This is a genomic window from Emticicia sp. GW821-FHT11C11, assembly GCF_058808615.1.
In genome coordinates this window covers 982,196-996,029 of sequence record NZ_JBXARV010000002.1, presented here as the reverse complement: position 1 = coordinate 996,029, position 13,834 = coordinate 982,196, and the positions used below count along the sequence as shown (strand labels likewise).

The following is a 13,834-nucleotide window of genomic DNA, read 5'->3' as shown; positions in this document are numbered from 1 at the left end:
TAAGACTGCATCGCTCCGAAAGAAGATTTATATCTGCGGAGGCAACAGCTTATACATTACCGGGGTCACGATACGCGTCAGAATCAATGATGATATCAGGCCACCTATCATTACCAATGCTAATGGTGAGTATAACGGAGAATGCTCCAGCACCAGAGGAATCAATCCTCCAATGGCCGTTAGGGTGGTTAATACGATAGGTATAAACCGGGTTTCTCCGGCTTCTTCTATAGCATCGTTGATACTTAGTCCGCGCTCTTTTCTTAAATAATTGGTGTAATCAACCAGTAGAATGGAGTTCTTTACTTCAATACCTGCCAAGGCAATAATACCAACTATGGCAGTAAACGACAGCGAATTGCCGGTGAATAGCAATATCAGAATAGCCCCAATCATACCCAAGGGAATAACTGATAACACAATGATAGTACTCTTGAATGTCTTGAATTCAAGAATCAGAATGGCCATGATACCGAAAATAGTAATCATAATGATGGTACCTAAACCACCGAAAGTTTCCTGCGACCGCTCCACTTCACCTGCCATTTTCAATTCGTATCCTTTAGGTAGTTTAAGTGCTGCTAAGCGCGCACTGGCTTCTTTGGTTACGGTTGGTGTCAGAAAACCACTTTTAATGAAAGCAGATACAATGGTATACCGGTCCCGGTCATAATGGTTAATTCTGTTGGGTGACGTTTCAAAATCGATAGTTGCCACTTGCTTAAGCGGTATCAGATTCCCCATCTGGTTTCCGATAAACATTTTAGGGAATGCATCCATACCTGCACGTTGGCCTCGTGGCAGACTTACATTAATGTCTATTTCGTCTTCATCGTTTTGTTTAAACGTACCCATGTTTACCCCTGCAATACCCATCCGCACAGTTCTGTCGATATCTACCGTCGGGATACCCAGCATACCGGCTTTGTCTTTGTTAATGTTTACTCTTAAATCAACATTTTGTGCTGACAGAGGATTATTAATGTAAATAGTGCCCGGGGTTTCCTTGAATAATTTTTCTACCCGAAACGAAATAGCACGCAGCGAGTCAAGGTTTTCACCGAATATGCGCACTGCTAATGGTGCTTCTACCGGAGGCCCCTGTTCAAATTGGATAACCTTTATTTTAGCGCCAGCATATAGCTCGAATTTTTTGCGTAGCTCGTCAATAAACTGTTCTCTTTCGGGTACTTCAACCTCATCCTGCAATTGCACGAAAATCTGTGCAAAGTTAGACAGGGTTCCACCTACCGGCATTACGTTATAATACACACGCGGATTAGACTTACCCACGTTTGAGGCATAGTTTTTCACGATTTCATGCTTGGCCAGTTCACTTTCTACAAAGCGGGTAGCGTTATTGGTTTCTGAAAGAGTTGTGCCAAGAGGAGTATCGATATTAATCAGGAACTGGGGTTTTTCGGAGCGCGGAAACACACTTGTACCCACTACCGGAATTAATGTGAGGCTTCCCACAAAAATAGCAAAGGCAATCACAAGGCTGATAATGGGATGTTTAAGTGCTGAATGCAATATTTTGCGATACGAACCCTCAATACCTCGTTTCATTAATCGTAGCACTATGTTTTCCTTATGCTCTTCTCTTGGCATTAACTGGCTTGCCAGAAAAGGCACAATAGTAAGCGAAACAAATAAAGAGGCAATAATTGTAGCAATAACCGCCATTGGTAAACTGCGGATAAAATCACCGGCCGCCTCGGGCAGGAAACAAAGCGGTAAAAAAGCAAAGATAAGTGTAGCGGTACAACCCATAACCGCCAGACCGATTTGTTTGGTGGCTTCAATGGCTGCTTGCCGACGAGGCATACCCGAGCGCAGGAAACGGGATATGTTTTCGACCACCACAATGGAGTCATCGACCAGAAGCCCCAACGCAATTACAAGACCTACCACGCTTAACTGATTGATACCAAAACCTGCCAGATCAAGCATGGTTAATCCCATTGCTAATGATAACGGAATGGAAATCATCACGATGATTGATGCCCTGAAACCCAGCGGAATAAGTGTAATTAATACCAGTAAGATAGCTATACCGAAGTCACGCGATAAACCCAGCAAACGGGTGGAAACACTCTTGACCTGGTCAAAGCTCTGCTCGAATTTAATATTCGGCGGAAGACTGTTTTTGAAATTGTCAATAATCGGGCGGATTTTCTCTCCGGTGTCAAAGATATTACTACCGGCTTTCATATTGGCTGTTACGAACACGGCTCGTTTTCCGTTTAACCGGCCGATGTAAGAGTCTTCCTCATAATCCATGCTTATATCGGCTACGTCTTTCAAATAAGTGATACTTGTGCCGGAAGTGCTTACGACCGTATTTTTGATTTCATCAATACTCTCGTAACTTCCGGAGGTTTTTACACTGAATTTCCTACTGCCAATCTCTATATTCCCGGCAGGTATATTGGCGTTTTCAGACTGAATTGCTCCCAGAATCCGGTTTAAAGGTATGCGCAACTGAGCCATTTTATCAAGATTAATAGCAACCCGAACCTGCTGTTTCGGGAAAGCCCAGATTTCAGCAGCCTTAATAGATTTTACTTTCAGCAGGTTTTCTTTTAATAGTTTGGCTTCTTTTTCTAAATCTTTGTAAGGGGTGGTTTCTGACAACAAGGCGCATTGAATAATATTTACTCCTTCCGGTGTATAACGAAGTATATCAACACTGTAAATATCAGAAGGTAAAGAACTCTGGATAGCGTTTATTTCTCTTACTACTTCGTTGTATTTTTCGTCTACATCTACATTGTATTGAAACTCAATGACAATGCTGGCTACGCCTTCGTCTGAAGTGGATGTTACTTTTTTTATGTCGCTGACGCCGGAGAGCCTGTCTTCGATGGGGTCAACCACTAATTTTTCCATATCGGCCGGAGAAGTACCCGGATACACCACAATGATACTATTGAACACCGCCTTTAAGTTCGGGTCTTCGGCTTTGGGCATATTCAACAGAGAGTTGACACCAATGGCCAGTATCATTATAAAGATAATGATAGTGAACTGGTAGTTTTTTACGGAAAATTCTGCTAGACGCATTTGAATAATGAATTAAGTGTAACAATCAGCCAAACAGCTTTGATGGCTTATTTATACAATTGACACGTTTTCTATAGTTGACCAAATCCTGAGAGGATTTGTGAAAACAAATTATTTCTGTACCACCTTTACTTTGCTTTTATCGCTCAGAAAATTGGCTCCTTTGGTAACGATGGATGCACCTTCTGCCAGCCCTGACGTAATCACTACTTCTTTTCCGAAAATACCGCCAATACTTACCGGGCTCTTGCTTACTGTTTTATTATCAGAATTCAGAATATATATGAAGGCATTGGTTTTATCGGCCTCAACCAGTGATTCTACCGGTACGGCTAACGATTCCGGCCCTTGTCCTGATGAGATTTCAGCTTTCGCCACAAATCCTGAAATCAGCTTTTTACCGTTAGGATGAATCTGCAGTTCGGCTTCAAAAGTGCCTGTGGCAGGGTTTACAGTTTGAGCGATCTGCGTAATCCTGGCGCTGAAAGGTTCTCCGGCATAGGCATCCAGATAGACTGTGGCAGCATCGCCGGTTTTTACTTTTACCACATCTCTGTCAGCCAGACCCACATTTACAATATAAGCCGATTCGCCCGTGCCTAATATGAATACCGGAGCAAAAGGGGTAATCAGCTCACCCTGTTCAGATACTTTCCGAAGGATTCGACCGCTCGCCGGAGCATAGATTTTTGATAATTTCTGATTAAACTCAGCCACTTGTACACTTTGACCGGCTACGTCATAACCCGTGGTAGCATCCTGTACATTAGCCAGTGTGGTGGCTTCGTCGGCATAGAGTTTTTTTACACGTTCCAGGTCGCGTTCTGATTTTTCCAGCCCCAGCCGCGCCTGTTTTACCTGTGCATCTATTTCTGACAGGTCTAGCTCAGCCAGTAATTGCCCTTCTTTAACAAATTGCCCTTCATTTACATACACTTTCTTTATCATGCCACCTGTTTTAAAGGCTAGTTTCATTTCTGATTTGGAAGCCAATACGCCACTGGCAATGATGGGTTCGCTTAAAGATTTTTTAGTGACGGTCTGTACCTCAACAGGTAATACCTCTTCGGTCTCCTGGGCTTTGGTTTCCTTTTTTTTGCTGCAACTCACCAGTAAAAGAAATAAGGATGAGTAAATGAGCGGAAAAAATTTCGTTTTCATATATGGTCTGTTTATTTCTGATTAAAACCTGATTTTTCTATTTTTTTGAGCCATTTTTCCCGATAGGCATCTGTTGAAAGCCTGAGCGGTCCTATGGTAGTTGTACTTACGGGTTTTATACCACAAAATTCGAGTGTCATACGTTTCATGGCATAGTAGGTGGGTCGTCCATTCATCAACCAGTAATACCATACAGGTTGGTCGAGTGTGCTGATGATATGGGCTGTTTTGCCAACTAATAGTTTATCCCACCAGAGAGAGTTTTCGCGTTTGGCGAACACAATGCCCGGCAGAAAGACCCGGTCGAGAAAACCTTTCAAAAGAGCAGGAACAGAACCCCACCATACAGGATAGAAGAACACCAGGTGGTCAGCCCATTTAATTTTCTCAATTGATTCGACCAGGTCCGGCTCCAGTTCCATCCGTTTTCTATACCCATAGCGTAGAATTGGGTCGAATGTCAATTCACCGATAATGATTTCTTTTATCTCTGCCCCTGAAGCGGCCAAACCTCTTTTGTAAGCATCAAACAAAGCGAAGTTGAAACTTTCGTTGTCAGGATGCCCTTGTATCAGTAGTACTTTTTTCATAATGGTAGCGAGTTTTATCGGGTAATCAGATTATCTGACAGCCGCGACTTTATCAAGCATGGCTTTTTTTAGTAATATGTCATATTGGGCCAGAGATTCCTGTAAACGGGCCGTGATTACTTCATTCTGCGCCCGCAGATACTCTATCAATATGGCCTGACCATTGCGATAGCGGCTATCAACCACTTTAAAGTACTTTTCGGCTTTGACGGTGCCATCTTTTGCGGTGGGGAGGGTTTTCTGGGCAGCTTCCAGCTCAAAGTAGGCTTGTGAAACCTGTAATTGAATCTGTTTCTGTACTTCATCAAGTTTGGTTTCCAGTATATTCTTCTGGATTTTCGCCTGCTGAATCTTTGATTTTTTTTCATAACCATGGAAAACGTCCCAGCTCAGCCCGATTTGCCCAATGGCATACGCCTGATCTTTGAAAGTATAGCCTGTACCCTGAAAACCCGTGCTGCCACCCACAAAAACCTGTGGCCGAAGTGAGTTCATTTCCTGTAATTTAATAGCAGACTCGCTGGCCTGAATATTGGCTTTCAGTTGATTGACCTCCTGACGGTTAATAATAGACTGCTCACGAACAGCATGAATGTTGGTCTGCGTGTTCATGTCCAGAAGTAGAGTATCTGCAATAATTTCAGTGCCAAACTCACGGTTCATCAGAAAATTCAGATAGGCTCTCGCTGTGTTGCGGTTTTTATCCATAGCTGCTACCTGCTGGTCGAGCTTGCTTACTTCATATTCAGCCGAATAAATCACATCTTTGGTGGCTACGTTATTGCTGACCAGTTTTTCGTTCAGTTTCACAAAATCGCTCAAAATCTTGCGTGAAGCCTCAAATATTTTTTGTGCCTCCAGGGTTTGCAGATACTGCAGATAGGCAATCGTGATATTGTATCGTACTTCGTTTTCTATTATCCGCTTTCTGGCCTCCTGTGCGGTCAGTAAGTCACGCTGGATAAGCAGATTATAGCGGATATCAGTATTGTAAATCGGATACTGGAATGTGAATTTAGTATCATGAAAATTGTTAGGGGCCAATTGCTCGTTCACATTTTCAATCTGCGGGAAATTATTCGAATTAGTCAGTTTGTTCAATGTTGAATAAACCGGATTCAGCAAGTCACCAACGGGAAACGCTAAACGTCGCCCTCCGGCGGCCAGCGTGTAATTAGGCGCAAAAGTGATTTTGGGTGAAAAGTTGGCCTTTGCCTGTTTGACATTCTCCTGAACCTTTTCGATTTCGAGGCTTTCCTGCCGTAAAGCCAGGTTATTTTTCAAGCCTTCCTGAATGTATGATTCGAGCACAGGTGAAGAAATCTGTGCAAATGCCATGAATGGGCAAAGCGCTGCTATCAAGATGATTTTTTTCATATCTCACTGAAGCTTTTTCAATTTATGAACAGTGTTAAGTTATAGGCTCAAATAAACCCGTCGGGTGACGACGGGCTTACAGTATTAAATTTTTACGCTTGTTACCACCATGTTAGAGGTACATTTGGCTACAATTTTCTGGTCGGCGTTCAGAATCTGGCATTCAACATTAATGACAGTCTTGCCGGCTCGGATAATCTTTGATTTTACGAGCAATGTATCACCGATTTTGGCAGGAGCTAAATAATCTATGCTCAGATTAACGGTTGTGTAAAAACTCTCACGACCCAGCATGAATACGGTCATTCCCATTACGTCGTCCATCATTGAAGCTGCCGTGCCGCCATGAAGAATTTTGGCAGGATTGGTCATTTCTTCTCTTACCACAAATTCCACCTCTGCCGAGCCTTCTTCTACTGATACCAGTTTTCCGTTGAGCCATCTGCCCAGGGCCGATGGACTTATTTCGGCGGCGTATTTGCCAACATGTGATTGAAAAAATTCTAAAACTTGATTCATTAGTAATATTTGTCAGATTGTTCTCAAATTACTATCAATAATAGGCTCCGGAATTAAATCGTACCTTTTAATAACTCAACGAATCGCTCGTAAGCATGTTCCAGACGTGGGATTCGCTCACCCTCCTGAAACATCGTTGTTCTTTTTCTTAAATGAATAGTTACCAGACCGTGCACGGTTGACCAAATCATCATGGAGGTGCCTTCCACATCATCTATTTTAAAATATCCGGCGTCTATACATTCACGTACAATATGGCGTAGCATATCAAAGGCTATGTGTCCGTCTTCCCATATTTCTTCGCGGCACTCAATGGTTTCAATCGGTGACGACATCAGGAACATCAATTCATATAACTCAGGGTTCTCAAAGCCATATTGCATGTAATACCGACCCATCGTTGTCAGTCTTTCAAACGGGTCTTTAATATTTAACACCCGCTGAAATTGTTCTATGAGCTTCTGAAATGACTCCTGATGCAAATCAAAAAGTAACTCACTTTTATCTTTATAATACAAATAAATGGTTCCGGGGCTATACTCTATGGCGTCGGCTATATTACGAATGCTTGTTTTCTCAAATCCCTGCTCAATGAAGAGTTTGCGTGCGGCATTCATAATCAGGCGCTTCATCTCATGTTTCTCTCTTTCTTTTCTTTCAGCTATGCCCATTTATGTTAAAATAGTTTGTTAACGATACAAATAAAATGAACGGTGTTCAGTAAAACAAACTTATAGTAATAATTTATATAAGTGGCAGGAATTGCCGGATATGTGGTATTAAAAGAAAAGGCTGCCTCCAATCAGGGGCAGCCTTTTCTTTATTCGGTGTAATCAAATCTCAATAATATTAAAATTATAATCAATCGGGTCTAATGAATCAAGCAGTTTCTGAATAAACTGGTTGTCGCTCAGATAAAAGTTCAGGAAGTTTTCTTTTCTTTCCTGCAAACCACCACCTGGGAAGAGTCTTTCTTTCAAAGCCAGCAACTGGCTCACTGAGCTATCCTGATTACGTTCTTCGGCTCTTTTAATGCGTTTTTCGAGGTGTTCCAACGCATTGATGCTTTTGGCTTTCACACCTTCAACGGGGCCTTTCATAGTTGCTTCAATGATGGTAGCTTTTTTCAGAATCCGCTCGAAAATGTCGTTTATTTCATCAATCTCAAAAGCCAGGCTCAGCGATTTTCTGGAATTCTTCTCAACAAAACCTTTTCTCAGCGTTACCTCATCAGCAAATAGTTCTTCTGCGGTTATGCCCAGCTTATCTATTTTTTTACGGCTTGCTTCATTAACCACCAACGCAAAGTTACGAGGCATCAACAAAGGAAACTGTTCATTGTAATGATCAAGCACACCTTTTAACTGCAACCAGTAAGGCACTTCAGACGGCCCACCGATATAGGCAAGATTAGGCAGGATGACCTCCTGATATAAAGGCCGAAGCACTACATTCGGGCTGAATTTCTCCGGATTGGTATCAATTAATTGCACAATCTCAGTTTCTGAAAAAGTAGTATCAGTATGGAGTACTTTATATTGGTCGTCTTCTTTTACAATTCTTTCGCGCGTACCGTCTTCCAGATAAAAGAAGTTGATTTCCCGTGGAGTGATTTGTGTATGATAGCCAAGCGTGTGGAGTTCGTCCGAGGTTGTTTTTACAATTTTGCTGGCAGAGTGCTGGAGTAAATCGTCTTTAATGACAGAGGAGAAGAGGGCTTTTAAGTCAGGACTATCAGCATCGAGGCATATCAGGCCCTGATCATGAAACAGATGGTTCATGTAACATCGCACGGCATTGGCCAGGGTGTCATGGTTCAGATAGGCATTCTGAAAAAACTCTACTCTTTCAGGTATCTGGTCACAAATGGCTCTCAACTCCTTAGGGTTCATGCGCCCTACGGCTCCTTTCTGGGTGGTTTCCCATTTGTAGTTTTTGCCGAACAGGTTAAAAACAGATATTTCGTCGAAGTCATGGTCTTCACTGGCCATCCAGTAAACCGGCACAAAATTATAATCGGGGAACTCCGCCTTTAGTTTTTTAGCCAGGTTAATAATGGTTACAATCTTGTAAATCACATACAGAGGGCCTGTGAAGATATTCAACTGATGGCCTGTGGTTACAGTAAAGGTTTTATCATCTAGTAGTAAAGAGAAATCGGGTTTGGTATCAATGTTGGCATATTGTTTTTCTAAGACCGACACCAGTGTATGGCGTTTTTCTTTAGTAAAAACTCTCGATTCAATAGCTTTTCGGAATCCTTCGATATCAGGATATTGGTTGTAAAAAGAAGCAAGTGTCTCGTTTTTCGTGATATAATCTAAAAACAATTTTGGAAAAGCCCCAACGGCTTTTAAATCAATGGTCTGCAAGGGCATATATAAGGCTCGATTTCTTTATTTTTCAGATAACAAGAAAATGAATAGACAGGTTTCAAATTACTCGGACAGACATCATTATTTAAACATTAAACTTGATTGCCTGAAAGTTTACGTATAAACCACTAACGAAAATAAAACCTGATTCTGCGATTAAGTCTTTCTTTTTTATTGACACCCCTCAGCGCAATGCCGGCAAGCGCATTAATGATACAGGGCGTCTATCAAATCCTTGTATTTCAGGGTAATTACCTTCCGTTTAGGCTTAAGTGTAGGGGTAATTTCACCATCTTCTATGGTCCAGGGTTTAGGTAAAAGCTCTATTTTCTTGATTTGCTCGTAAGGGGCAAATTCTTTATTGAAACGATTGACTTCGTCATGAATCAGTTTTTGAACATCATGATTCTTAACCATTTCAGCATCGGTAGTGTATGGAATATTGTTTGTTTTGCTCCATTCTTTTATGGCAGCAAATTCGGGCACAATCAATGCCGCCGGGAATTTCTGTCCTTCGCCCACCACAACCATCTGTTCTACATAGATAGATTCTTTAATCTTGTTTTCCAGTACCTGCGGGGCTACGTATTTACCACCCGATGTTTTGAATATCTCTTTTTTGCGATCGGTTATTTTCAGATAACGGCCTTCTTCCAGTTTGCCTATATCACCGGTATGCAGCCAGCCGTCGGCATCTATGGCTTCTTTGGTTAGTTCGGGCAGGTTATAATACCCCATCATCACGTTGGGGCCTTTATATAAAATCTCTCCGTCATCAGCTATTTTCACGGTTCCTCCGTCTATGATAGGCCCTACCGTTCCGATTCGCAAGTCCAGAGGTTGTGTTCGGTTGGTAGCTATAACGGGCGATGCCTCCGTCATGCCATAGCCTTCAGAGACCGGAATACCTGCTGCCCAGAAAACCCGGGCTAAACGTGGTTGTAGTGCTGCTGCTCCAGAGCATATTAGCCGGATATTGCCACCCAGCGCCTCCTGCCATTTGCTGAATACTAGTTTCTGTGCCAGCTTCAGTTGTTGATTATACCACCAGCCTGCATTCACATTAGGGTCATATTTCAATCCCAAGTCCAGTGCCCAAAAGAAAATACGGCGTTTCAGGCCGTCCAATTCATAACCTTTGGATATAATTTTATCATACACCTTTTCAAGCAATCGCGGAACGGTCGTGAAAATCTGCGGTTGAACGTCTTTCAGGTCTTCTGCAATGGTGGCCATGTTCTGGGCATAATAAATAGAAGTACCCGTGCGCATATAGAGGTAAAGTACCATGCGCTCGTACACATGGTTGAGCGGTAGGAAACTCAACGCCCTGCATGAAGGATCAATCGGGAAATAGTCTTTGCAAGCTTCGAAATTGCTGATCAGGTTGCCGTGAGAGAGCATAACCCCTTTGGGTTTGCCGGTAGTGCCTGAGGTATAAATGAGGGTCAGTAAATCATCAGTTTTTATCGACTCTTTAATTTCATCAATGGCCTTTTTATTGTCAGCGGTTTCAACGTCAGATACCTCCTTCCAATGCCGGGCGTCTTTTATTTTATCAAACGAGAAAATATCTTTAACTGTGGGTGCTTGCTCGGCAGCCTCCCGGGCTCTTTCAAGCAGGATTTCGTCGCCTACAAATACATAAGAGATGTCTGCATCCTGAAAAATATACTTGTAATCTTCAACCGTAATGTTCGGATATAGCGGCACATTAATAGCTCCTACCTGCTGCAGACCAAAATCTACAATGTTCCATTCCGGGCGGCTTTCAGAAATAACGGCAATTTTATCTCCTTTTTTAACACCTAATTTCAATAAACCATAACTGAACTGATTAATACTGCTGATAAATTCAATAGCAGAAATCCTGACCCACTCTCCCTTTATTTTTGAAGCAAAAACATCGGGTTTGTTATGGGTAGGAATAGATTCGGTCAGTAAATCAAATACACGGTTGATAGATTGAGACATGTTAACAGGAGGTTGGTCAGAAACAAATTTAAAGAAAATATTCAGGAAGAAACAAATGTTAAACGGGGTCAACATCTACTACGGCATCTACCTCTCTATACGCTTTGTTTTGGCGCAGTTCATCAATGGTGTCTCTTAAAAAAACCTTGGCCGCCTTAATATTCAGTTTGTCTTTTTCCAGTTTTATCAGAATATCAAATAAAAACTTATTTCTGATGCGTTCAATCAGCGCTTTTTCAGGCCCAAGTATCCGCGATTTACCTAATTTTTCCAACAATTTGTCGGCCAGCCAATGTGCAGCTTTTTCAGCTTTTTCTTCTTCTTCGTGCTTCAGTGTAATCGAGATAAGCCTTGTAAACGGTGGATACAGGTATCCTTCTCTTTCTGATATCTCTTCCTGATAGAATCCTGCGTAATCATTTATTACAACTTTTTGCAGGATAGATTGTTGCGTATTATTGGTTTGAATCAGTACCGTACCTTTTTTTGCACGTCTGCCTGCCCGTCCGCTTACCTGTGTAAGCATCTGAAAGGCTCTTTCCGAAGCCCTGAAATCAGGAAAATGAATCATACGGTCGGCATCGAAAATACCCACCAGACTCACCTGATCAAAATCGAGGCCTTTACTAATCATCTGCGTACCCACCAGAATATCGGTACCGCCTTGTTCAAACTCTGTAATGATATTCTGATAAGCGTTTTTAGTACGGGTAGTGTCTAAATCCATGCGTTGTACACGGGCTTCGGGAAACATGATTTTCAGATCGTCTTCCAGTTTTTCTGTTCCAAAACCAACAGTTCTTATCTTACCCGAGCCACAAACCGGACAAGCCTTTGGTACCTCTTCCTTGTGCCCGCAGTAATGGCAACGCAGTTCTTTCGACTGCATGTGGAAAGTAAGGCTGACTGCACACTGTTCACATTCAGACACCCAACCACATTCCTGACAGCTCAGATAAGGCGAGTAACCGCGCCGGTTCTGGAAGATAATGGTCTGTTCTTTAATTGAAAGATTCTTCTGAATACCATTATAAAGCACGCTCGAAAAGTCGTTTTTCATGTTTTTCGCTTTTCGTTCGGCCTTCAGATCAACCAGCATAATATCCGGTAATTGTGCTTCACCAAAGCGTTGATGAAGTTCCACAAAGCCATATTTGCTCGTTTGTGCCTGATAATAACTTTCGACAGAGGGTGTCGCCGAACCCAACAGAATTTTCGCACCTTGTTTCAGACCAAGCATAATGCCTACGTCTCGTGCATGGTAACGCGGGGCAGGGTCAAACTGTTTATAGGATGTTTCGTGTTCTTCATCAATAATCACCAGACCCAGATTATCCATAGGCAGAAATATAGCAGAGCGCACACCCACCACAAACTGGTATCGGCCGTCAATAATGCCCCGCCACACTTCTACTCGTTCGTTGTCAGAGAATTTGGAATGATAAACGCCCATTTTATCGCCAAATACGCGCTTCAATCTCACTACTATCTGGGTGGTGAGCGCAATCTCCGGCAAGAGATAAAGCACCTGCGAGCCGCCTTCCAGTACCTTCTGAATTAAATCAATATAGATTTCGGTTTTACCACTACCCGTAATGCCATGCAGCAACACGATGTCTTTTTCCTGAAAGTTTTTCAGAATAGCATCGCTGGCAGTTTGCTGGGCATCAGTCAGCTCTATTTTCAGAGGTTCCTTTGGAATCTCATCGCCGAATCGGGAAACGGTCACTTCAAATTGTTCCAGAATGCCTTTGTTCAACAGGGTGGCCAGTGCAGAATCAGAAGTTTCACCCTGTGTGAAAAGTGTTTTATCTACACCATCGGTGTTTCTGGTTGATAATTCATGGATAGGCACGTGTTTGAGGTACTCCAGAATTACCGTTTGCTGTTTAGGTGATTTTGTGAGTGAGTCGACCAGATTCAGCACTTCTTCGCTTCCTTCATATCCCCGCTTTAAACGTACTTTTTTAGCAATCTTGGGCTTGTATTTCTCCTTCACCTCCTCATACATAATAATGGCATGTTTGCCTATGAGCGACTTAATCATCGGGTTGATATTTTTTTCGCCAACAAACTTCAGGGCGTCGTCATAAGTAAGAGAAGTATGTGTTTTTAATATTTCCAGAAATTCTTTTTCCTTCTCGTCAAGTAGTTCGGGATAATCGAAATCAGGATTCAATTGTATTCTTGACTGGCTGCTCACTTTCAGTCCTGAAGGCACTGCCACATTCATTACTTCTCCGATATTGCACATATAGTACTCGGCAATCCATTCAAAAAGCCATAGTTGAGAAGCTATAACCAGTGGGTCGGTATCTAATAGTTCAAGAATGTATTTGGCCTGATATTTTTCGGGTGGTTTGGTATGAATCTTCCCCACAACCGCCGTTACAACCCGGTTTTTTCCGAATTCCACAATCACTCTGGCCCCTGTTTTTATGTCGTTCACAAAGTGCCGGGGTACCCGGTAAGTAAACATACGCGGAATCGGTACAGGCAGAATTACGTCGGCAAAGTAGGTGGTTTCAACAGAAAAAAGCTCTTCGGTCATTTTCGGGGAAAAGGAATTTTAAGAATGAAAACAGCGTAAATCAAAGCAAAATTAAGCAGATTATTATAAACGTTTTATATTGACATTTAAGTATAGGGTATCAATATAGGCGAAAACACTTAAATAATAAACAATTATTTGTCCGACTTGATTCAAAAACGGAAGGATATTGATGAAGGGAAATTTGATTAAAAACCCGGGTAGAAGAGTATTACCCGGGT

General features: G+C 42.2%; 9 protein-coding genes. All 9 read right to left on the bottom strand.

The window, feature by feature from the left end; genetic code table 11:
* Positions 1 to 27 precede the first annotated feature (27 nt).
* Positions 28 to 3,066 (bottom strand): efflux RND transporter permease subunit, encoded by a 3,039-nt coding sequence (locus tag AC1RRY_RS14160; RefSeq protein ID WP_492819699.1) that lies wholly within the window; start codon positions 3,064 to 3,066, stop codon positions 28 to 30.
* A 111-nt stretch (positions 3,067 to 3,177) separates the two neighbouring features.
* Positions 3,178 to 4,227, bottom strand: a complete 1,050-nt coding sequence (locus tag AC1RRY_RS14155) for an efflux RND transporter periplasmic adaptor subunit (RefSeq protein ID WP_492819701.1) — start codon at positions 4,225 to 4,227, stop codon at positions 3,178 to 3,180.
* Positions 4,228 to 4,238: 11 nt separating this feature from the next.
* Positions 4,239 to 4,817 (bottom strand): NAD(P)H-dependent oxidoreductase, encoded by a 579-nt coding sequence (locus AC1RRY_RS14150; RefSeq protein ID WP_492819703.1) that lies wholly within the window; start codon positions 4,815 to 4,817, stop codon positions 4,239 to 4,241.
* Between the two features lie 30 nt (positions 4,818 to 4,847).
* Positions 4,848 to 6,194 (bottom strand): TolC family protein, encoded by a 1,347-nt coding sequence (locus tag AC1RRY_RS14145; RefSeq protein ID WP_492819705.1) that lies wholly within the window; start codon positions 6,192 to 6,194, stop codon positions 4,848 to 4,850.
* Positions 6,195 to 6,278: 84 nt separating this feature from the next.
* On the bottom strand, positions 6,279 to 6,713 hold the full coding sequence (locus AC1RRY_RS14140) for a PaaI family thioesterase (protein WP_492819707.1): 435 nt from the start codon (positions 6,711 to 6,713) through the stop codon (positions 6,279 to 6,281).
* 53 nt (positions 6,714 to 6,766) lie between these two features.
* Positions 6,767 to 7,384 carry a TetR/AcrR family transcriptional regulator gene (locus tag AC1RRY_RS14135; protein WP_492819709.1) on the bottom strand — a complete coding sequence of 206 codons (618 nt, stop codon included), beginning with the start codon at positions 7,382 to 7,384 and terminating at the stop codon, positions 6,767 to 6,769.
* A gap of 162 nt (positions 7,385 to 7,546) precedes the next feature.
* Entirely contained in the window at positions 7,547 to 9,091 is a 1,545-nt protein-coding gene (gene bshC / locus AC1RRY_RS14130) for a bacillithiol biosynthesis cysteine-adding enzyme BshC (RefSeq protein WP_492819711.1), read from the bottom strand.
* A 204-nt stretch (positions 9,092 to 9,295) separates the two neighbouring features.
* A complete protein-coding gene (locus AC1RRY_RS14125; protein WP_492819713.1) occupies positions 9,296 to 11,062 on the bottom strand; it encodes an AMP-dependent synthetase/ligase in 1,767 nt (588 codons plus the stop codon).
* A 58-nt stretch (positions 11,063 to 11,120) separates the two neighbouring features.
* Entirely contained in the window at positions 11,121 to 13,613 is a 2,493-nt protein-coding gene (gene priA / locus AC1RRY_RS14120; RefSeq protein WP_492819715.1) for a replication restart helicase PriA, read from the bottom strand.
* Positions 13,614 to 13,834 lie beyond the last annotated feature (221 nt).